The sequence below is a fragment of the Streptomyces sp. NRRL S-495 genome (assembly GCF_000966955.1).
GTDB classification, from domain to species: domain Bacteria; phylum Actinomycetota; class Actinomycetes; order Streptomycetales; family Streptomycetaceae; genus Kitasatospora; species Kitasatospora purpeofusca.
In genome coordinates this window covers 1-19783 of sequence record NZ_JZWY01000484.1, presented here as the reverse complement: position 1 = coordinate 19783, position 19783 = coordinate 1, and the positions used below count along the sequence as shown (strand labels likewise).

Genomic DNA, 19783 nt, shown 5'->3' with positions numbered 1-19783 from the left:
GCCCCCGACCTGCCGCAGAGGACGAGATGACCGACCTGTCCGACGAACTGCTCCCCACCACCCGCCGCGCGCTGCTGCACCGCCTGGCCGTCGCCCAGTCCGAGGGCCGCGCCCCCTCGATGGTCGCCGGTGTGCTCCGGGACGGGCGGCTCGTCTGGAGCGGCGCCCGCAGCATGGTCGACGGTCACGCGCCGACCACCGACGTCCAGTACCGGATCGGCTCGATCACCAAGACCTTCGTCGCCGTGCTCGTGCTGCGGCTGCGGGACGAGGGCCTGCTCGACCTCGCCGACCCGCTGGGGCGCCACCTGCCGGGCACGCCCGCCGACGGCGCCACCGTCGCCCAGCTGCTCTCGCACTCGGCCGGCCTCGCCGCCGAGACCCCGGGCCCGTGGTGGGAGCGGACCGACGGCGCGCTGCGCCCCGAACTCGCCGACATCCTGGAGGCCGAGCGGCCGCTGCGGCATCCGGCCGGGCGGGTCCACCACTACTCCAACCCCACCTACGCGCTGCTCGGCGCACTGGTCGAGCGGCTGCGCGGCGAGCCCTGGGGCGAGGTGCTGCGCCGCGAGGTCCTGGAGCCGCTCGGCATGGACCGTACCGGGCTGCTCCCCGAGCACCCGCACGCGGGCGGCTTCGCCGTCCACCCGTGGGCCGATGTGCTGCTGCCCGAGCCGCTGACGGACACCGGCCGGTTGGCCCCGGCGGGCCAGCTCTGGTCCACCGTCGCCGACCTCGCCAAGTGGGCCGCCTTCCTGGCCTCCGGCCACGAGAAGGTGCTGTCCGCCGACACCGTGGCCGAGATGCGCCGCCCCGCCGTCGGCCCGGAGCCGGGCGACTGGAGCGGGACGTACGGCCTCGGCCTCCAGCTGATCCAGCACGACGGCCGGATCCTGCACGGGCACTCCGGCTCGATGCCGGGCTTCACCGCCGGGCTGTGGGTGAGCGAGGCGGACGGCCTGGCCGCGATCGCCTTCGCCAACGCCACCAGCGGCACGCGCACCGCGGCGGTCGCCGCCGAGCTGCTGGCGCTCACCGCGCAGCACGAGCCCCGGATCCCCGAGCCCTGGCGCCCGCTGGCCGAGTTCGACGAGCAGCTGCTGGCCCTGACCGGCCCCTGGTACTGGGGCGCCGCGCCGCACAGCCTGCGGCTCACGGCGGACCGCGGGCTGGAGCTGTCGGTGCTCGGCCGCGCCGGCCGGGCCGGCCGCTTCCGGGCCGAGGCGGACGGCACCTGGACCGGCCTGAACGACTACTACGCGGGCGAGACCCTGCGGGTGGTGCGGGCCGCCGACGGCTCGGTGAGCCACCTGGACATCGGCTCCTTCGTGTTCACCCGCGAGCCGTACGGGCCCGCCGAGGCCGTCCCGGGCGGCGTCGACCCGCAGGGGTGGCGGGTGTACTGAGTCCCGCCCTCCCCGCCGCGCCCGCCGCCCCCGCTCCGCCCTCCTAACCACCCCCGCCCGCGCCGGGCGCGGGGGCGGCGGCGGGGCGCGGCGGGTACGCGCCGCTGCGCAGCGCGTGCACGGCGCGCGCCACGTACCCGGCGAGCAGCAGCCCGCCCGCCATCGCGCCCGAGGCGTAGGTGTCCGCCGCCTGCGCCTCGGCCCATCCCGAGGCCGCGCCCAGCACCAGGTACGGCGCCATCGCGACCAGCAGCGCCACGGCCAGCGCCACCAGCGCCGCCCTCGGCCGCCGGTCGTCCTCCCAGCAGCGCTCGCCGACCAGGTGCAGGGCGACGGCCATCGCCACCACCAGGCACCACCACGGCGAGGGCGCCAGCCCCACCGCCCGCGCCAGCACGTACACGACGGCGAGTCCGCCGGTCGCCGCCGTCTGGCACACCAATACGTCTGTCATGTCACTGGCAAAGGTCCGCCAGAGTCCCGCCCCCGGATTCCACCCCATGCAGCGGAGGATAGGGCGGCGCTGCGGTGCCCAACAGGTGTCCCGCACACGTCGGGTGGTCGCATTCAGCAGGTGCACATCTGCGCTCCGCCGAACGGCAACGTGGATGCCAGCCGACTTGGAGAGACATACGGGTGCCGGTTCGCGGATCCGACTGTACGGGTCCGACCCGGGCCGCTGCCACGGAACGCCGTGGCCGCCGTCGTCCGTGCTGCCCTGGAGGGTCTGCCATGACCACCGTCCCCACGTACACTCCGACCGCAGTCACCCCCACCCGGGCCACCCCGGTGCCCGCCGCGCGCCCGGCCGCCGCGTCCGGCGCCGCCTCCGCCGTCTACACCGTCTCGCTGGCCCGCGACGAGGCCGACGTCCGCGCCGCCCAGCGGCTGCGCCACCAGGTCTTCGCCGACGAGCTCGGCGCCACCCTGCGGAGCACCGTCCCGGGGCTGGACGTCGACCCGTTCGACGACTTCTGCGACCACCTGCTCGTCCGCGAAGGCGAGGACGGCGCCGTCGTCGGCACCTACCGGCTGCTGCGCCCGGAGGCCGCCCGGCGGGCCGGCCGACTCTACTCGGACGGCGAGTTCGACCTCGGCAACCTCGCGCCGCTGCGCGACGGGCTGGTCGAGCTCGGCCGCTCCTGCATCGCCGCCGAGCACCGGGGCAACGGCGCCGTCATCAACCTCATGTGGGGCGGCATCGCCCGCTACCTCGCCGACACCGGCAACACCTGGGTGGGCGGCTGCTGCTCGATCCCGCTGGAGGACGGCGGTGCCACCGCCGCCCGGGTCTGGGACACCGTCGCCGCCAAGCACCTCGCCCCCGAGCAGTACCGGGTCGCCCCGCACCGCCCCTGGGACGCCACCGGCGTGACGCGGGCCGACCGGGCACCGCTGCCGGCCCTGCTCCGCGGCTACCTCCGGCTGGGCGCCTGGGTCTGCGGCGCGCCGGCGCACGACCCGGACTTCGACTGCGCCGACCTGTACGTCCTGCTGTCGCTGGAGCGCACCGACCCGCGCTACCTGCGGCACTTCCTGTCCGGCGTCGGCGGCGTGGGCGCGGCGGCCTCCCCGGCACCGGGCACGGGAACGGGCACGGAGGCGGCGGGCGCGGCGGACGCGGCGGAGGCGGGACCGGCCTCATGAGCGTCTGGCTGCCGACGGCCTCCTGCACCCCGGAGGCCTGCCTGACCGACCCGGCGCCGACCGTCGCCCTCCCCCGCCGGGTGCTGCGACTGGCGGGCTTCCTGGTGCTGCTCGTCGCGGGGCTGGCGCTGATCCCGCCGGCGCGGCTGCTGCCGCACCGCCCGCGCGGCGCGCTGGCCCGGTTCTGGGCGCGCGGGCTGCTCGGCGCACTGGGCGTCGCGGTGCGGATCGTGCCCGCCCCCGCCCCGGTCGGCCGGGGCGGGGTCCTGCTGGTGGCCAACCATGTCTCCTGGCTGGACATCCCGCTGATCGCCGCCGTCAGGCCCGGCCGGTCGGTCGCCAAGACCGAGGTGCGGGACTGGCCGGTGCTGGGGCGGCTGGTCGCCTGGGGCGGGACGGTGTTCCTGGACCGCGACCGGCTGCGCGCCCTGCCGGCGACCGTCGCCGAGGTGGCCGACCGGCTGCGGGCCGGCCACCCGGTGATCGTGTTCCCGGAGGGGTCCACCTGGTGCGGACGGGAGAGCGGGCGGTTCCGCCCGGCGTTCTTCGAGGCCGCCGTCCGGTCCGGCTCCGCTCCAGCCCGTCTCGATCCGCTACCGGCTGGCCGACGGGCGCGCCACCAGCGCCCCCGCCTTCGTCGGCGAGGACGACCTGGTCACCTCGCTGGCCCGGGTGGTCGCCGTCCGCGGCCTGGTGGCCGAACTGACCTTCCGCCCGCCCGTCCCGGCCCCGGCGGCCGACCCGGCCCGCCGCTGGGCGGCGCGGAAGGAACTCGCCCACGCCGCCCAGACCTCGGTGGAGGTCATCGGCTGAGCCCCGGCACCGGCGGCCGACAGAACCGTAGGGCAACCATCAGGTGAACTCCGTTCTTCGGCCGCACGCCCGACAGCAGCACCTGACACAGTGTCAGCCATGCATGAGGGACTGATAGTCGAAGAACCGAGACTGGCGATCAAGCGGCAGCGCTCGATCGTGCGCAGGCGCCCGAGGTTCGTCGCGACCGTCGCCGCCCTGCTGGCGCTCCTCGTCGGCTGCACCACCTCCCTGGCGCTCTCCGGGAATCTGCTGCTGCCCTTCGAACGGATCCTCGTCCTGGAGGGCCGCACGGGCTCCAAGGGGGACTTCTTCGACGACCCGGAGGTCCGGCGGCTGCTGCTGCGCCACGGCCTCCGGGTCCCGGCCTCCGGGTCCACATCACCGTCGCCGGATCGCAGGAGCTGGTCCACGGCGACCACTCCCGGCTCTCCTTCCTCTTCCCCTCCGGCCGGCCCGCCGCCAACGACATCATCGCCCGCCGGAAGCGGGAGCACGGCTACTCCAAGGCGTACAACCCCTTCGTCAGCCCGCTCGTGCTCGCGACCTACCGGGACTACGCCCGGACGCTGGAGAACAACGGGATCGCCACCCCGCAGTACCGTCCCGACCGCGGCGACGAACCGCTGTACTACAGCCTCGACCTCGCCGCCTTCCTGGACCTGGGGGAGAACCACAGGACGTGGAACGAGCTCGGCATCCAGCGCCACGGCACGACAAACGGGAACGTCGTGGTCGCCCAGACCTCCCACATCTGCCAGTCGAACTCGGCCGAGACCTTCCTCGCCCAGGTCGCCTTCACCAGGAACGGGGGCCAGGTGCCCAAGGACCCGGACGCCGACGACCTCGCCGCCCGGATCAAGCCCCTGCTCTCGGCCCAGGGCATGCCCGGCGCGGACGTGTTCGCCCCGTACTCCAGCCCCGAGGGCCGCGGCATCGCCCCCGTGGTGGTGGTCTACGAGCACCAGTACCTCGCCTACCAGGCCCACTACCACGACACCAGGGACGAGCTCGACTCCTCGCGCGTCCTGCTGTACCCGACCTTCCAGTTCATCACCCAGCCGCAGTTCATCTCGCTCGCCCCCGAGGCCGACCGGCTCGGCGAACTGCTCATCCACGACCGCCGTCTGCGGGAGCGCGCCGTGGCCCTGGGCTTCCGCACCATCGGCGACGACACGGACTCCGGTGAGTTCAAGAAGTACCTCGGCAGCCGCGGCATCCCGACCCCGGACACCCGGACCGACGACACCAGGACCGTCATGCCGAGCCAGGAGGCCCTGAACCGGATGGTGCGCAAGGCCGGCGACTGCCCGGACGCCCCCGACGCCCCCGGTCCCGACACCCCTGCCCCCGGAGCGACACCGTGAACCGACCGGCCCGGTGGCACCTCCGCCGAGGGCGCGCCGGTCGCACCCGGCCCCCCGCCCGCACCCTCGCCCGCCCTGCGTCCCGCCCCGTGTCCCGCCGCCTGCCCCGGCCGCTCGCCCGGTCGCTGCTGACCCTGGTCCTGCTCGTCTGCTCCGCCGCCCCGATGGCCGCCTGCGGTTCGGGCACCCCCGCCGGCACCACCCTGTCCGTCCTGGCCAGCGCCGAACTGACCGACCTGCGGCCGGTCCTGGACGAGCTGCGCCGCGACACCGGGATCACCCTGCAGCTGGAGTTCGGCGGCACCGTGAGCGCGAGCGACCTCCTCGGCTCCGGCCGGGCCGACCGGCACGACCTGGCCTGGCTCTCCTCCGACCGCTGGCTGCGGCTCAACCTCAAGGCCGCCGGCGGGACCGGTGCCCCGCTCTCCACCCGCACCATGATGTCGCCGCTGGTCCTCGGGGTGAAACGGAGCACCGCGGACCGCCTGTGGCCCAGCGGCGGCGAACGGCAACCGTCCTGGGCCGACATCGCCGGGGCGGCCGAGCGCGGGCAGCTGCGCTACGCCATGACCGACCCGAACGTCGCCCACAGCGGTCTCGCCGCCCTGGTCGCCGTGGCGACCGCCGGCGCCGGAACCGGTGAGGCGCTCCGCCCCGAGGACGTCGCCCAGGACCGGGTCCGCGGCTTCCTGGCGGGCCGGACCCTCGCCGCGGCGTCCACCCACGCCCTGGTCGACAGCTACCTCGACCACCAGACCGACACCGATGCGGTGATCGCCTACGAGTCGGACCTGCTCGCCCTGGACGGGGACGGGCGGCTGCGCGAACCGCTGGACCTCGTCTACCCGCAGGACGGCATCGTGCTGTCCGACTACCCGCTGCTGCTGCTCGACCCGGCGAAGCGCGCCGCCTACGACCGGGTGCTCGCCTGGCTGCTCGCACCCGCCGCGCAGAAGAAGATCATGCGGCTCACGCTGCGCCGCCCGGTCGACCCGACCGTCGCCCGGGACCCCCGGCTGGAGCGGCCGATCGGCAACGCCCTCTACTTCCCCGACCGACCCGAGGTCGTCCAGCGCCTCCTCGCCCAGTACGAGGCCGACACCCCGGCGACGGCCACCGGGCCGTCCCGACCCCCGGCACCCTCGCGGACCGAGGAACCCTCGCGGGCCCCGGCACCCTCGCGGACCCCGTGAAAGGAGACCCGTGACCATCCTCGACGAACACTCGTGGGGCGTTCTCCGGCTCGAACTCACCGCCTGGCTGGTGGCGTTCGGCTGCCTGGTCGCGCTCCTGGCCATCGCCGGGCGGGAGTTGCGCCGCAACCGGCCGCCCGCCGGTGTGGACGTCACCACCAAGGCCTGCGTCCACCTGGACGACAAGGCCGTCATGGACATCTACCGCATGGGCCGCTACACCGCGGCCCTGACCCAGGAGGTCGAGCAACGGATCACCCGCAACCTCCACATCGGCGGGGAGTTGCCGGGCACTTCGGTCGGCATCGGCACGGAGGCGGCGGAGGAGCGGATCAGCAGGTACGTGCGGAGCGATGCCCCGATCGACGTGATCGGCGTCATCATCAAGGCGCTCGACGACCGGGACGGCATCATCCACGCCAATCTGCTGACCGGCACCGTCCGGAAGAACCGCGCCCTGGCGCGGTCCCTGGACGCGATCGAGGAGTCCGGGCCGCGACCGCCCGGCGTCCGGCTCTCCGAGGCGGAGGCCTATGTGCTGCTCCGGGGGAAGTTCCAGGCCGTCGAGCCCGCACCCGGCGCCAGCGAGGGCGATCTGGTCTTCATGGCCCGGTACACCCTCCCCGGTGACCTCTCCCGGACGGGGCGGGTGCGGGTGACCTGCACCCGGCCGGGGCTGAGCGACTCCGAGACCGACGCGCGGACCCGCGCCGGGTACTGCCTCGGCACGGTCCACGGCTGGGACGCCGCCGAGGCGGTGCTGGACGTCCACGCGATCGCCGTTTTCCGCTGACCGAACGGCAGCATCATGCGGCGGACAGCGGCAGCCGATGAGTGGCGAACCGCCGCCGTCCGCCGCGCCGCTCACTCCGGGCGGGCGCCGACCGGGGCCTCCGGGCGGGGCCGGGCGGCGGCCGGGCCCTGCAAGCTCTGCGGACCCTGCGCGGCACCGCGCAGGAGCAGGGCGACCAGGACAGCGGCCAGGGCCAGGGCGGCGGAACCGCAGCGCAGGGCGAGCTGGATGCCGTCGGTGAAGGCCGCCTCGACGGCCGACCGGACCGGTCCGGGCAGCGCGGCGGTGCCCGCACCCGGCGCGGTGGCGGCGGTCAGGGCGTCGGGCGGGAGGCCGAGGCCGGACAGGGAGTCGGCCAGGCGGTGGGTCAGGACGGCACCGAGGACGGCGATGCCGAGCACGCCGCCGAGTTCGCGCAGGGTGTTGACGGTCGCTGAGGCGGTACCGATCCGCTCCGGGGCGACCCGCTGCAGGACGGCGATCGAGACCGGGGTGAAGGTCGTCCCCAGGCCCAGGCCGAGGACGAACAGCGTCCACAGGTACTCCGTGTAGTGGGCGTTCTCGCCGTACAGGGACAGGCCGGCGAGGCCGAACGCGCACAGGGCGATGCCCAGCACCAGCGGGAGCCGGGGCCCGTACCGGCCGGTCAGCCGCGCCGAGAGCGGGCCCGCGACGACGATCATGGCCGTCATCGGCAGCCCGGCCAGGCCGGCGGCCGTCGGGGACCAGTCCAGGACGCCCTGCATCAGCAGCGGCAGGAAGAACAGCGCGCCGAACATTCCGAAGCTCACCGCGAATCCGCCCAGCAGCGCGCCGCCGAGCACGCCGTCGCGGAACAGCCGGAGGTCGAGCATCGGCTCGGCGATCCGCAGTTCGAGCAGCAGGAACGCCGTCAGCAGCAGCACCGCGAGCGCCGCGGTGGTGAGCACCCGGCCGTCCGTCCAGCCCCGGTCCGGGCCCTCGACCAGGGTGTGGACGGCCGCGCCGAGGCCGAGCGCCGAGAGCACGAGGCCGCCGAGGTCGATCCGCCGGGCCCGGCCCGGGACGACCGGGAGCACCCGGGCCGACAGGACGAGCGCGGCGATGCCGATCGGGACGTTGATCCAGAAGACGCTCGCCCAGCCGAAGGCCTCGACCATCGGGCCGCCGACCACCGGGCCGACCGAGAGACCGAGCGCGGAGACGCCGGACCACCGGCCGATGGCGCGGGTGCGCTCCCGTTCGTCGGTGAACACGTGCCGCAGGATGGCGAGGCTGCCGGGGGTGAGCAGCGCCGCGCCGACGCCCTGGAGCATCCGAGCGGCGACCAGGGTCCCGACCGTTCCGGCCAGGGCCCCGGCGGCCGATCCCAGCGTGAACAGCGCCAGGCCGAGCCGGAAGACGGCGGTACGGCCGTACCGGTCGCCGAGCGCGCCGCCGGTGAGCAGCAGCGCGGCGAAGACCAGGCTGTAACCCTCGGCGACCCACTGGAGGCCGGTGATGCCCGCGTCGAGGTCCTCGCCGATGCGCGGCAGGGCGTTGTTGACGATGACGTTGTCCAGCATGGACATGAACATGGTGATGCACAGCGTCGCGAGCGCGAGCCGCTGGCGACGCCGGACGTCCGGCGCCCCGCTCTCCCCCATCGGGTGTTCCTCTCGATTGCTTCCAGGATCCCTAACGGCGTTAGGGGCCGGTTCGACGGGGGACAGCGTGCACCTAACGGTGTTAGATTTGCAAGTGGAATTCCGGGGCCTGAGCCCAAGGCCCGCGCCCCGCCCCGCCGTGCCCCGCCCCGCCCAGCCCGACGAACAGCGAGGACCTCATGCCGGCCGACGAGGACGACGCCACTCAGCCCGGACTCACCCGTGACGCCCTCGCCCAGGCCGCCCTGCGGGTCCTGGAGCGCGAGGGCCTGGCCGGCCTGTCGATGCGCAAGGTCGCCGCCGAGGTCGGGGTCAAGGCCGCCTCGCTGTACTGGCACGTCCGCAACAAGGAGGAACTGCTCGACCTGCTCAACGACGCACTGATGGCCGACGCCGAGGCCCCGCCGCGCACCGGCGACTGGCGCACCCAGCTGCGCGGCTACTGCCGGCGCTACCGTGCCCACCTGCTGGGCAGGCGGGACGCGGCCAAGGTGGTGGCGGGCCGGCTCGCCCCGGGGCCCCATCTGCTGCGGCTGATGGAGGACCAGCTCGACCGGCTGCGGGAGGCCGGCTTCTCCCCCGCCGACAGCGCGATGATCTCCTACCTGCTCGGCGCGTACGTCCAGGGCTTCGTCCTCCAGGAGCAGTCCCCGATGGCGGCCGCCGAGACCGCCGGCGCCGGGCGGCGCGAGGTGGCCGACGCCGCCGCCGAGCGCTTCCGGGCGCTGCCCGCCGCGGAGTTCCCCAACCTCGTCGCGATGGCCGACGACCTCACCGGCCCCGACCTGGACGCCCGGTTCGACTTCGGCCTCGACCGCATCCTCGACGGACTCGCCGCGCTGCTGCCGCCCGACCGCCGCTGACCGTCCGGACGAACGGGTCGGCATCCCCCGACCGGAACGGGCAGTGACGACCCATCAACGTTCCGCACACGGGGGGTGACAGGGCCGCCCCGGCGGCCGACACTGGGAGGAAGAAGCTCCCACGTCAATGGGTCGGCCGGTACCGGCCGGTACCGGCCGCCGAGAGGGCAGGCCGGCCATGAGTACGCCGTCCTCCAGACTCCCGATCATCTACGTCCGGGGATACGCCGGTGGCACCCCCGGGATCGAGAAGGCCGTGACGGATCCGTTCTACGGATTCAACGAAGGCTCGACGCACATCCGCGTCGGGCGCCAGGACTCCCCCGTCTTCTACCAGTTCGAAAGCCCGTTAGTACGTCTGCTCACCGACGAGGGCTACCGCGTCTTCGTCGAGGGCGGCCAGGAGGCCTATCTGGCGAACCACCCCAAGGACATCCGCCCCGACAGCATCTGGATCCACCGTTTCTACGACCGCTGCTCCGGCACCTGGGGCGGCGAACCCGAGGCGTTCAGCCTGGAGCACGCCGCCGAGGACCTCCTCCGGCTGATCGAGGACCTCCAGGAGCGCACCGGGGCACCGCAAGTCCACCTGGTCGCCCACTCGATGGGCGGACTGATCTGCCGCTGCCTGCTCCAGAAGGTCATCCCCGAGCAGCGCCAGGGAAAGCGCGCCAGCGACTACGTGTCGAAACTGTTCACCTACGGAACGCCACACGGCGGCATCACCTTCGCCGTCGGCTTCGGCATTCCCGAGGCCCTGCGCGACACCTTCGCCCTGAACGGCTCCGATGTCTTCGGCCCCGACCGGATGTACCAGTACCTGACGCCGAATCCCGATCCGGACGGGCCGCCGGACGGCTGGCGGGCCGTCGACATGCCGGACGACGACGGCAGCGGGACGCCGCAGGAGGCCGCGGGCGGGTTCCCGCTCGACCGGGTCTTCTGCATGATCGGCACCGACTCCGGCGACTACGACGTCGCCCACGGCCTCTCGGCCTCGGCCGTCGGCCCGCGCAGCGACGGTCTGGTGCAGATCGAGAACGCCCAGGTCACCGGCGCCAACCGGGCGTTCACCCACCGCAGTCACAGCGGCCGGTACGGACTGGTCAACTCCGAGGAGGGGTACCAGAACCTGCGCCGCTTCCTGTTCGGCGACCTCAGGGCCCGCGCCGACCTGGTCGACGTGAAGCTGTCCGACCGCGACCCGGACGTCACCTGGCAGGCCGAGGTACGGCTCCAGGTCCGCGGGCTGCCGGTACTGCTGCACGAACGCGCGGCCCCGCACTGGTGCCCGATCCAGCTCTCCGACCCCACCTCGGCCACCCTCCAGGCCCGGGCCACCAGGGACGGCGCCGTCCAGCTGGCGACCACCTTCCTCTCCAGCAAGCTGCTCCCGCGCCGGGAGGACGCGGAGCGCGCGGCGGTGGACGCGGCGCGGCCGGGTGCGAGCGAACCGGTGCGGTTCGCGCTCGATCTGCGGGTGCTCGGTCTCAAGGAGCACAACGGGTTCTTCGGCTTCGGCGACCACCTGGAGCAGACCGCCGACTTCGCGGACACCCTGATCGTCGACGTGGACACCGACTCCCCGCGCCCGGCGGCCTGGGCGCACTGGAACTCCGAGGTGGACGGCGCGATCCGGGACCTCCACCCGACCGGCCCGCCGCTGCCGGACGAGGACCCGCGGGCCGATGCCTGGCTCGCCCACGTCCCCCTGCCGGCCACCACCTACCCGATCCTCGGCCCCGACGCCCGGATCCGGCTCACGGTCGGCCCCTGGAGCTGACCCCCGGGGCCGACGCGACTCCGCCGGGCCCGGCCCGGCCCTGGCCGTGGCGCCGGCCCTGACCCTGACCCGCGGCTCCAGCGCTGGCCCCGGCCCTGGCCGCAGCTCTAACCGTGCCAGTCGGCCGCCGGGGGGTCGGTCCTGGGCTCGGCGCCGCAGTCGGTCCAGGCCGCGGCCGCCGGGCCGAGCCGGGGGTCGGCGCCGGGCTGCGGGCCGGTGCGCGATCCGGGCTCCGGCGGCGGCCCCTCGGCGACCAGCAGCACGCGGCGCAGCAGATCGGCGAGCTGGTGCCGCTCGGCCGGGGAGAGCACGCCGAGCAGGCGGTGCTCCTCCCGGCCGACCACGTCCAGCGCCTGTGCCCAGGCCAGCCGGCCCTGCTCGGTCAGTTCGACGTCGACCCGGCGGCGGTCGTCGCTGGAGGGCGTGCGGACGATGAATCCGCGCCGTTCGAGTGCTTCCAGACGCCCGGTCACCGAGGCGGGCGCCAGGCCGAGGTCACCGCGCAGCTCGGACGGGGTGGCCCGGCCGCCGCGGCCGGCCAGCCCGTGCAGGGTGTCGAACTCGTGCTTCTGCAGTCCGTAGTCGGCCACCCCCTGCTCACGGACCCGGCCGAGGTGCCGGGTGAGCTTGCTCATCCGGGTGACGGCGCCCTCGACGTCCGGGTCCAGGTGCGGCAGCACCGGCCGCCAGCGCTCGACGTGGCCGTCGGTCCAGTCGCGGGGTCGGTCGGCCGCCGTCCGGTGCGTCGCGGGTGTCATGCCCCCGAGTCTAGGCGGCCCCGGACCTGGGGTTTTTCGGTTCCCAATATTTCGTTGACGAAATTTCGGCACCGAAATACAGTGCTCCCGTGACTTCGACCCACCACCCGCACCCGCTGCGCCTGCCCGCCTTCCGGCTGCTCTTCCTCGGCCGGACGATCTCCACGCTGGGGGACGCCGTCGTCCCCGCCGCCCTCGCCATCGCCGTCACCCGGGCGACCGGCTCCTCCTCCGCGCTGGCCCTGGTCCTGGGCTGTGCGATGGTCCCGCGCCTGCTGCTGCTCCCCCTGGGCGGCGTCGTCGGGGACCGGGTCGACCCCCGGCTGGTCGCGCTCGTCACCGACCTGGTCCGGGCCGCCGCCCAGATCGCCGTCGGCCTCGAACTCCTCGGCGGCCGGCCCAGCCTGGCCGCCATCGCCGCCGCCGAGGCGGTGGGCGGCATCGCCTCGGCGTTCGCCATGCCGACCGCCAGTCCGCTGGTCGCGGCCGCCGTGGACGGGCCGCAGCGGATGCGCGCCAACGCCCTGCTGGCCTCGGCCGTCAACGGCGCCCGACTCGGCGGCCCGGCCCTGGCCGGCGTCCTCGTCCTGACCGCGGGCCCCGGTTGGGCGTTCCTGCTGGACGGCGCCTCCTTCCTGGTCAGCGCGGCGCTGCTGACGCGGCTGAAGGTGCGCCACACCCCCGCCGAGCGCAGGTCGCTGCGCGCCGACCTGGTCCGGGGCTGGAGCGAGGTGCGCTCGCGCGACTGGTACTGGACCAGCCTGATCGGCCACGCCGTGTGGAACGGCGCCGCCGCCGTCCTGCTCACCCTCGGGCCGCTGATCGCCTCCCGACGGATGGGCGGGGAGGGCGTGTGGATCGCGATGACCCAGGCCGCCGCCTTCGGTGTGCTGGCCGGTTCACTGCTCGCCGGCCGGTTCCGGCCCCGGCGCCCGCTGCTGGTCTCCACCCTCGGCCTCGCCCTGTACGCCCTGCCACTGGTCGCCCTGGCGGTGACGGCGCCCGCACCGGTCACCGTCGCCTCGTACGCCCTGGCGATGACCGGGCTGGGCTTCCTCAACCCGGTCTGGCAGACCGTGGTGCAGCAGGAGTTCCCGCCGCAGGTACTGGCCCGGGTCACCTCCTACGACTGGCTGCTGTCGCTCGCCGCCGCCCCGCTGGGCTACACACTCGCACCACTGGCCGCCGACGCCTGGGGGAGCACCGGACCGCTGCTGGTCACGGCCGCCCTGGTCGCGCTGGCCTGCGGCGGAGCGGCCTTCGTCCCGGGCGTCCGCCGGGTCGGGCGGCAGGACAGTCCGGCCGACGACCTGACGGACCGCCGGCACTCCACAGGAAAGGGCCCGGGGGCGACCGCCCCCGATGCCACCGGGGCGTCCTCCCCGGCTCAGGAGGCCACGGTCGGGGCGGCTCGGCGGGACCCTACGATACGAACATGATCGCCTATGCCCCAGCGGCCTTCTTCTTCCTCCTCTGCGGAATCGGAGTCCTGCGCGACCGACGCAAGTTCAGCAACGCCGTACTGCTCGGCATCGGGGTCTCCCTGCTGGCCCTGGCGCTGATCGCGGAGGTGCGCCGGGCGCCGACCCTGGTGGCCGAGCTGACGGTGGCCGTCATCGCCCTGCTGCCGACCGTCGGCACGGTGGCCCTGGTCTGGTTCCTCCTCTCCAACGGGGTGACGATGATCCGCAAGGAGGGCCGGCGGCCGGCGAACCTGCTGTCGCTGCTCGCCGGCCTCGGCATCCTCGCGCTGATCGGTCTGCTCGGGGCGGCCGTTGTCACCGACTCCCCGCGGCTCGGCGTCCTCGCCGCCACCGCGCTCCTGGTGGTCGGCTACGTGTCCTTCCTCTTCGTCTGCTTCGTCGGCTACGCCTTCCTCTACCAGCGCCACCTGCCGCGCGGCGACGTGGACTTCGTGGTGGTGCTGGGCTCCGGGCTGATCGGCGGCGAGCGGGTGCCGCCGCTGCTCGCCAGCCGGCTCGAACGCGGCCGGGCGCTCTACGAGAAGCAGGCGGCACGGGGCAACCCGCCGGTGCTGATCACCTCGGGCGGCCAGGGTCCGGACGAGAAGCTGCCGGAGTCCCACGCCATGGCGGACTACCTGGTCGAGCACGGCTTCCCCGCCGAGCACCTGGAGCGCGAGGACCGTTCCCGGACCACCGAGGAGAACCTGCTCTTCAGCAAGGAGATCATGGAGCGGGAGAAGCCCGACTACCGCTGTGTGGTCGTCACCAACAACTTCCACGCCTTCCGGGCCGCCCTGACGGCCCGCACCACCGGGGTCAACGGCCAGGTCTGCGGTTCCCCCACCGCCCGGTACTACTGGCCGAGCGCGACGATCCGCGAGTTCGCCGCTGTCTTCCTGTCCCACAAGCTGGTCAACTTCGGGATCTGCGGCTTCGTCGCCGTGTGCGGACTCGTCGCCGCGGCGCTGAGCCCCGGCGCCTGACCGCACCGCGGTGCCGGTGGTGCCGCCATGGCGGCACCACCCATGACCGGGCGTCGGGGGACGGCCGCCCGCCACATGGCGACCCGGAGGCGGGCGCGGCACGCTGCACGGCAAGTTCCCGTACTCCCCCACCCGGAGTCCCCGATGGCCGTGTCCCCCACCGCTCCACCACCCGCCCGCCGGGTCCGCCAGGCGGGCCGCACCGGCCGCACCGGCCGCGCCGCCCTCGCCGCCCTGCTCACCACGATGGCGCTCCTCCTCCCCACCGCCGCCTCGACGCCCGCGAGCGCCGCACCCGCACCCGTGCCCGCGCCCGCGCCCACATCCGCGCCCACCGCCACAAGCGGCACCTTCCAGCAGGTCACCGGCTTCGGCAGCAACCCCGGCAAGCTCTCGATGTACACCTACGCCCCGGCCGGTCTGCCCAGCGGCGCGCCCCTGGTGATCGCCCTGCACGGCTGCACGCAGACCGCCGACGACTACTACCGGCACTCCGGCTGGCCCGAACTGGCCGACCGCTACGGCTTCGCCGTGGTCTTCCCGCAGACCGGCGCCGCCAACAACCCGCTCTCCTGCTTCCGCTGGTTCGACGCCGCACAGAACGCCCGGGGCGTGGGCGAAGCCGCCTCCGTGCTGCAGATGGTCACCAGGGCCGGGGACCTGTTCGGCACGGACCGGAGCCGGGTGTTCGTCACCGGCCTGTCCGCCGGGGGCGGGATGGCCGCCGACCTGCTGGCCGACTACCCGGACGTGTTCGCCGGCGGGGCCGTCGACGCCGGTCCGCCCGCGCACTGCGCCGCCACTCTGGCCGCGGCCTCGTCCTGCCAGAACAACGACCAGCGGCTCACCCCCGCCCAGTGGGCGGAGAAGGTCCGCCGCGCCGACCCCGGCCACCCCGGGCCGTGGCCCCGGGTGGCGATCTGGCAGGGCACCGCGGACACCACCGTCCGACCGGTGAACGCCACCGAACTGCGCGACCAGTGGACGGAGGTGTGGGGTATCGGCCAGAGCCCCTCCGGCACCCGCAGCCTGCCCGGCGGCACCACCGAGACCCGCTACGACGACGCCGGGGGACGGCCCGCCGTCGCGCTGTACTCGATCGCGGGCATGGGGCACGGACTGGCCGTCGCCCCGGGCTCGGGCACCGACAAGTGCGGGGCCACCGGCGCGTACTTCCTGGACGCGATCTGCTCCGGCTACCACACCGCGGTCTTCTGGGGCCTGGACAGGACCGGGCCGACGGTCCCCGGGCTGCCCGCGCCGAGCGGTCTGACCGCCACCGCGACCGGGGGCGACACCGTCGCGCTCGGCTGGCAGCCCGTCACCGGGGCCGTCTCCTACCGGGTCTTCCGGGACGGCGCCCCGGTCGCGGACCCGACCGGCACCGCTTGGACCGACAGCGGCCTGAGCGCCGGTACGGCCTACGGCTACGCGGTGGCCCCGGTCGCCGCCGACGGCACGACGGGCGCCCGCTCCACCACCGTCACCGTGACCACGCCGGGCGGCCCGGCCCCGTGCTACACCACCGACAACTACCACCAGGTGGCGGCCGGGCGGGCGACACTGAGCGGCGGCCTGGTGTACGCACTCGGGTCCGGACAGGCGATGGGGCTGTGGAACACCTTCACCGTCCACACCCTGCGCCGGACCGGCCCCGACTACTACGTGCTCGCCGACGGCTCCTGCTGAGCGGGCCCACCCCGAGCGCCGCCAGTACACCCTGACCGGCACCTTGACGAAAGGTTGACCTGCTCACGGCAGAAAGTTGGGGGGCCTCGCTCCTATGGTCGGCCCATGCCTCCACTGCCCCCCGGACGGACCACCGCGCTGCCCGTGCTGCCCTACCGCAAGCCCACCCCCGGCCGCGACTACTGGGTGTTCGACGACGTCCTGCCGGACCCGGACGCCGTCCGTCGGCGCTGCCTCGACCGCAACGACTGGACCGAGGGCTACCCCTACCGGCCGGAAGCCTGGCCCGGACTGCGCACCATGCCCGGCCTCGAACCCGAGGAACTCGCCCGGGTGGAGGCGCTCGTCCGCAAGGCCACCGGGGCGTCACGGCTCTGGGTGCAGAGCACCCCGGGCGGCGGCACCCTGAACCACAACTGCATCCAACTGGTGGGCACCGCCGAGTCGGAGTCGCGTCCGCACACCGACTCCCGGGCGCTGTGCCGCTTCGCGGCCGTCCTCTACCTCAGCCCCGGCGCGCCGAAGGACGCCGGAACCGGCTTCTACCGCCAGCAGTTCCCCGGCGGCCGGCTCGGCGGCAACCTGGTCACCGCCCCCCACAACAACCTGGTCGAGGCGCTCGGCACCCGCCACGTCCCGGCCGACGCCTTCACCGAGGACGTCCGCGTCCCCAACCGCTACAACCGCCTGCTCGTCTACCACGCCAACCTGATCCACAGCGCGACCTCGTACCACGGCCTGACCCTGGAGGAGCGGCGGATGACCGCCGTCTTCTTCTGGATGGCCTGACGCCCCGGCCGGAGGGCGGCCCCACCCGTGCCCCGGCAGCGGAACGCCGCCCCTCCCTCCCCGACGGGAGCGAGGGGCGGCGTCCGTACTGCCGTGGGAATCCGCGGGGACCGCGCCGGACGGCTGCCGGTAGGACGAGAGCGAACCCCGCGACACCCGGTCCGTGACCCCCGGGCCTGCCCCGCCCGGTCGGCGGCACCGCCGGTTGGCGGCGGGCCCGTACGGGGAGGGGCACCTTATGGAGAACACCGACCGGCCGGTCACCGAGACGGCCCGACCGGAGTGGGCCGGGATCGACCGGCTGGCCACGCCCGAGCTGCTGCGGCTGCTGAACGCCGAGGACCGCACGGTGGCCGGGGCGGTGGCCCGGGAGCTGCCGAGGATCGCCGTCGTGGTGGACGCCGTCGCCGCCCGGATGGCGCGGGGCGGGCGGCTGGTCTACGCGGGCGCCGGGACGGCCGGGCGACTGGGGGTACTGGACGCGAGCGAGTGCCCGCCGACCTTCGGCACCGACCCCGGCCGGGTGGTCGGGCTGATCGCGGGCGGACCGGCGGCGCTGGTGCGCGCGGTGGAGGGGGCGGAGGACCGCCCGGAGCTGGCGGCGGCCGACCTGGCCGCGCTCGCGCTGACGCCCGAGGACACGGTGGTCGGCGTCTCCGCCTCCGGGCGCACCCCGTACACGGTGGCGGCGGTCCGCGACGCCCGCCGGGCCGGGGCCCTGGGCGTGGGGCTGGCGGGGGCGGCCGGGTCACCGCTGGTCGCGGCCGCCGAGCTGGGGATCGAGGTGGAGACCGGTCCCGAGGTCCTGGCCGGGTCCACCCGGCTCAAGGCGGGGACGGCGCAGAAGCTGGTGCTGAACCTGATCTCCACCGCGGTCATGGTCCGGCTCGGCCGGACGTACGGGAACCTGATGGTCGACGTCCGGGCCGGCAACGCCAAGCTCCGCGAACGGGCGCGGCGGATCGTGGTCGACATCACCGGCGCGGACGAGGAGACGGCGCGGCGCGCGCTGGCGGCGACCGGCGGCGAGGCGAAGGCCGCCGTCCTGGTCGTCCTCGCCGGAGTGGACGCCCCGGCCGCCGCCCAGCTGCTCACCGCGACGGACGGCCGCCTGCGCGAGGCGCTGGAGCTGGCACGGAACCCCGACAGCTAGGGATCGTTGTGGTCAGGCTTCCTGGGCGTCCAGCCAGTGCAGCAGCACGGTGCGCTCGGTCTCGGTGCCGACGGGGCTGTCCGGATCGAGCGCCCAGTGGCGGATCCGGGTCAGGGTCTCCGCGTCGAGGTCGAGGTAGAGGCGCCAGTGGGCGCGGGGGTGGCAGTTGCTGTCACGCGGTTCGCCGCACTCCTGGCAGTGGGTGAAGAAGGCGTCGACCAGACGGTGCACGATCGTCTCGGCGGGCATGGGCGGCGGTATGTCCTCACTCACGGGGTCCCGGGTTCGTCGGGGCCGCCGGACTTCGTGGGTCGGCGGGCCCGCAGTCCAGGGTGCGGGCCGGACGGGCCGGGCGGCAGGGACCAACGTCCCGACCGGGGTACGTCCGGGCGCGCCGCCGGTCCGGTGCCGGGGCAGCACCGGACCGGCGGGAGCGGGGAGAAAGCCCCGGCGGGAGCACGGAAAAAGCCCGGCGGAGGCCCGGCGGGAGCACGCCGGAGGCCCGGTCCCCGTGGGGGTGGGGACCGGGCCGTTCGGGGTGCGCCGCCGGGCTCAGCCCCGGCCGGCGGACTTCTGGGTGCGCCGGGAGACCGAGTCGAGCACCACCGCGGCCAGCAGCACCGCGCCGGTGATCATGTACTGGATGGCCTGGGCCGCGTGCACCATGTCGAGGCCGGTGGTGATCGACTGGATCACCAGCATGCCGAGCAGCGCCGACCAGGTACTGCCCCGGCCGCCGAAGAGGCTGGTCCCGCCGATGACGGCGGCGGCGATCGCGCTCATCAGCACATTGCCGCTGCCGAGCAGCTTGTCCGCCGAACCCTGCTGGGAGGCGATGAACAGGCCGCCGAGGCCGGCCAGCATCGCGGAGATCATGAAGACCGAGATCCGCACCCGGGCCACGTTGATGCCGGCCCGGCGGGCCGCCTCGATGCCGCCGCCGACCGCGAAGATCTGCCGGCCGTAGGAGGTGCGGCGGAGCACGAAGTCGGTGAGCGCGACCACGCCGACCAGCACCACCAGGGGCAGCGGCAGACCGCTGTCCTGGTTGAGCGTCCAGGCGGAGACCAGGGCGACCACGGCCAGGGCGCCGGTGCGCAGCGCGATCTCGCCCACCGGCCTGGCGGGCAGGCCGGCGGCGGTGCGGCGGCGGGCGGTGAGCACCTGGGCGGCGGCGTACCCGGCGACCGCGAGGACGGCGAGCAGCCAGGCGAAGAGGATGTCGCCGTCACCGAGGAAGTAGTTGTCCAGGTGGGCGACGACGCCGTCGTTGATGTTGTTGACGGTGCCGAGCTTGCCGAGCACGTAGTCCTGGAGGCCGCTCCAGGCGAGCATGCCGGCCAGGGTGACGACGAACGCGGGGACGCCGATCCGGGCGAAGAAGAAGCCGTGCAGGGCGCCCATCGCACCGGCGGTGAGCAGGGCGAGGAGGATCGCCAGCCACTCGTTCAGACC

18 protein-coding genes and 1 pseudogene are annotated in these 19783 nt (G+C 74.6%); 13 read left to right on the top strand and 6 right to left on the bottom strand.

What is annotated here, in order from left to right; all coding sequences use genetic code 11:
- The first annotated feature begins 26 nt into the window (after window positions 1-26).
- Complete coding sequence (locus tag VR45_RS24245; protein WP_045941941.1) at window positions 27-1406, top strand: serine hydrolase domain-containing protein; 1380 nt, start codon at window positions 27-29, stop codon at window positions 1404-1406.
- A 43-nt stretch (window positions 1407-1449) separates the two neighbouring features.
- Here the strand turns inward: VR45_RS24245 and VR45_RS24240 are convergent, their stop codons facing one another.
- Window positions 1450-1860 carry a hypothetical protein gene (locus VR45_RS24240; protein WP_159394340.1) on the bottom strand — a complete coding sequence of 137 codons (411 nt, stop codon included), beginning with the start codon at window positions 1858-1860 and terminating at the stop codon, window positions 1450-1452.
- Window positions 1861-2138: 278 nt separating this feature from the next.
- Between VR45_RS24240 and VR45_RS24235 the strand changes: the two genes are divergently transcribed.
- Window positions 2139-3053: a GNAT family N-acyltransferase gene (locus tag VR45_RS24235; protein WP_078896790.1), complete on the top strand. Its 915-nt coding sequence runs from the start codon at window positions 2139-2141 to the stop codon at window positions 3051-3053.
- Window positions 3050-3913 (top strand): lysophospholipid acyltransferase family protein, encoded by an 864-nt coding sequence (locus VR45_RS24230; protein ID WP_052709337.1) that lies wholly within the window; start codon window positions 3050-3052, stop codon window positions 3911-3913. Before VR45_RS24235 ends, VR45_RS24230 begins: the two co-directional genes overlap by 4 nt.
- Before the next feature lie 46 nt (window positions 3914-3959).
- On the opposite strand, the gene VR45_RS44430 is transcribed toward VR45_RS24230, so the two are convergent.
- Window positions 3960-4217, bottom strand: coding sequence for a hypothetical protein (locus tag VR45_RS44430; RefSeq protein WP_052709336.1), 258 nt, complete (start codon window positions 4215-4217; stop codon window positions 3960-3962).
- A gap of 185 nt (window positions 4218-4402) precedes the next feature.
- Between VR45_RS44430 and VR45_RS24225 the strand changes: the two genes are divergently transcribed.
- The 3 genes from VR45_RS24225 (at window position 4403) to VR45_RS24215 (ending at window position 7219) form a co-directional block, all read left to right on the top strand.
- The gene (locus tag VR45_RS24225) at window positions 4403-5233 is read left to right on the top strand and encodes a hypothetical protein (RefSeq protein WP_052709335.1); all 831 of its coding nucleotides are present in this window, start codon (window positions 4403-4405) and stop codon (window positions 5231-5233) included.
- Window positions 5234-5322: 89 nt separating this feature from the next.
- Complete coding sequence (locus VR45_RS24220) at window positions 5323-6426, top strand: substrate-binding domain-containing protein (protein WP_159394339.1); 1104 nt, start codon at window positions 5323-5325, stop codon at window positions 6424-6426.
- Window positions 6427-6436: 10 nt separating this feature from the next.
- Window positions 6437-7219, top strand: a complete 783-nt coding sequence (locus VR45_RS24215; protein WP_052709333.1) for a hypothetical protein — start codon at window positions 6437-6439, stop codon at window positions 7217-7219.
- A 71-nt stretch (window positions 7220-7290) separates the two neighbouring features.
- Here VR45_RS24215 and VR45_RS24210 read toward each other — a convergent pair whose 3' ends face one another.
- Window positions 7291-8844: an MFS transporter gene (locus VR45_RS24210; protein ID WP_045941939.1), complete on the bottom strand. Its 1554-nt coding sequence runs from the start codon at window positions 8842-8844 to the stop codon at window positions 7291-7293.
- 179 nt (window positions 8845-9023) lie between these two features.
- Here VR45_RS24210 and VR45_RS24205 point away from each other — a divergent pair, with 179 nt between their 5' ends.
- Window positions 9024-9707 (top strand): TetR/AcrR family transcriptional regulator, encoded by a 684-nt coding sequence (locus VR45_RS24205; protein ID WP_045941938.1) that lies wholly within the window; start codon window positions 9024-9026, stop codon window positions 9705-9707.
- Between the two features lie 178 nt (window positions 9708-9885).
- Window positions 9886-11490 carry an alpha/beta fold hydrolase gene (locus VR45_RS24200; RefSeq protein WP_045941937.1) on the top strand — a complete coding sequence of 535 codons (1605 nt, stop codon included), beginning with the start codon at window positions 9886-9888 and terminating at the stop codon, window positions 11488-11490.
- A 245-nt stretch (window positions 11491-11735) separates the two neighbouring features.
- Here the strand turns inward: VR45_RS24200 and VR45_RS24195 are convergent.
- Window positions 11736-12248 (bottom strand): annotated as a pseudogene (locus VR45_RS24195) (MarR family transcriptional regulator); the annotation flags it as partial.
- An 89-nt stretch (window positions 12249-12337) separates the two neighbouring features.
- Here VR45_RS24195 and VR45_RS24190 point away from each other — a divergent pair.
- The 5 genes from VR45_RS24190 (at window position 12338) to murQ (ending at window position 18328) form a co-directional block, all read left to right on the top strand.
- Window positions 12338-13687, top strand: a complete 1350-nt coding sequence (locus VR45_RS24190) for an MFS transporter (protein WP_063772540.1) — start codon at window positions 12338-12340, stop codon at window positions 13685-13687.
- Window positions 13684-14697 carry a YdcF family protein gene (locus tag VR45_RS24185; RefSeq protein WP_045941936.1) on the top strand — a complete coding sequence of 338 codons (1014 nt, stop codon included), beginning with the start codon at window positions 13684-13686 and terminating at the stop codon, window positions 14695-14697. The genes VR45_RS24190 and VR45_RS24185 overlap by 4 nt, the downstream gene beginning before the upstream one ends.
- Window positions 14698-14841: 144 nt before the next feature.
- A complete protein-coding gene (locus tag VR45_RS24180) occupies window positions 14842-16386 on the top strand; it encodes a PHB depolymerase family esterase (protein WP_045941935.1) in 1545 nt (514 codons plus the stop codon).
- Window positions 16387-16491: 105 nt separating this feature from the next.
- The gene (locus VR45_RS24175; RefSeq protein WP_045941934.1) at window positions 16492-17175 is read left to right on the top strand and encodes a DUF6445 family protein; all 684 of its coding nucleotides are present in this window, start codon (window positions 16492-16494) and stop codon (window positions 17173-17175) included.
- 238 nt (window positions 17176-17413) lie between these two features.
- On the top strand, window positions 17414-18328 hold the full coding sequence (gene murQ, locus VR45_RS24170) for an N-acetylmuramic acid 6-phosphate etherase (protein ID WP_045941933.1): 915 nt from the start codon (window positions 17414-17416) through the stop codon (window positions 18326-18328).
- A 12-nt stretch (window positions 18329-18340) separates the two neighbouring features.
- On the opposite strand, the gene VR45_RS24165 is transcribed toward murQ, so the two are convergent.
- Window positions 18341-18577 (bottom strand): hypothetical protein, encoded by a 237-nt coding sequence (locus VR45_RS24165; RefSeq protein WP_045941932.1) that lies wholly within the window; start codon window positions 18575-18577, stop codon window positions 18341-18343.
- Window positions 18578-18880: 303 nt separating this feature from the next.
- A partial coding sequence (locus VR45_RS24160; protein ID WP_045941931.1) for an ABC transporter permease occupies window positions 18881-19783 on the bottom strand: 903 nt, incomplete at its 5' end.

Excerpts from the sequence above, each read along its gene's own strand:
- VR45_RS24185 (WP_045941936.1), top strand. The coding sequence starts at position 13,684 with ATGATCGCCTATGCCCCAGCGGCCTTCTTCTTCCTCCTCTGCGGAATC.
- murQ (WP_045941933.1), top strand. The coding sequence starts at position 17,414 with ATGGAGAACACCGACCGGCCGGTCACCGAGACGGCCCGACCGGAGTGG.
- VR45_RS24210 (WP_045941939.1), bottom strand. The coding sequence starts at position 8,844 with ATGGGGGAGAGCGGGGCGCCGGACGTCCGGCGTCGCCAGCGGCTCGCG.
- VR45_RS24165 (WP_045941932.1), bottom strand. The coding sequence starts at position 18,577 with ATGCCCGCCGAGACGATCGTGCACCGTCTGGTCGACGCCTTCTTCACC.
- VR45_RS24235 (WP_078896790.1), top strand. The coding sequence starts at position 2,139 with ATGACCACCGTCCCCACGTACACTCCGACCGCAGTCACCCCCACCCGG.
- VR45_RS24200 (WP_045941937.1), top strand. The coding sequence starts at position 9,886 with ATGAGTACGCCGTCCTCCAGACTCCCGATCATCTACGTCCGGGGATAC.
- VR45_RS24175 (WP_045941934.1), top strand. The coding sequence starts at position 16,492 with ATGCCTCCACTGCCCCCCGGACGGACCACCGCGCTGCCCGTGCTGCCC.
- VR45_RS24230 (WP_052709337.1), top strand. The coding sequence starts at position 3,050 with ATGAGCGTCTGGCTGCCGACGGCCTCCTGCACCCCGGAGGCCTGCCTG.
- VR45_RS24205 (WP_045941938.1), top strand. The coding sequence starts at position 9,024 with ATGCCGGCCGACGAGGACGACGCCACTCAGCCCGGACTCACCCGTGAC.
- VR45_RS24245 (WP_045941941.1), top strand. The coding sequence starts at position 27 with ATGACCGACCTGTCCGACGAACTGCTCCCCACCACCCGCCGCGCGCTG.
- VR45_RS24240 (WP_159394340.1), bottom strand. The coding sequence starts at position 1,860 with ATGACAGACGTATTGGTGTGCCAGACGGCGGCGACCGGCGGACTCGCC.
- VR45_RS24180 (WP_045941935.1), top strand. The coding sequence starts at position 14,842 with ATGGCCGTGTCCCCCACCGCTCCACCACCCGCCCGCCGGGTCCGCCAG.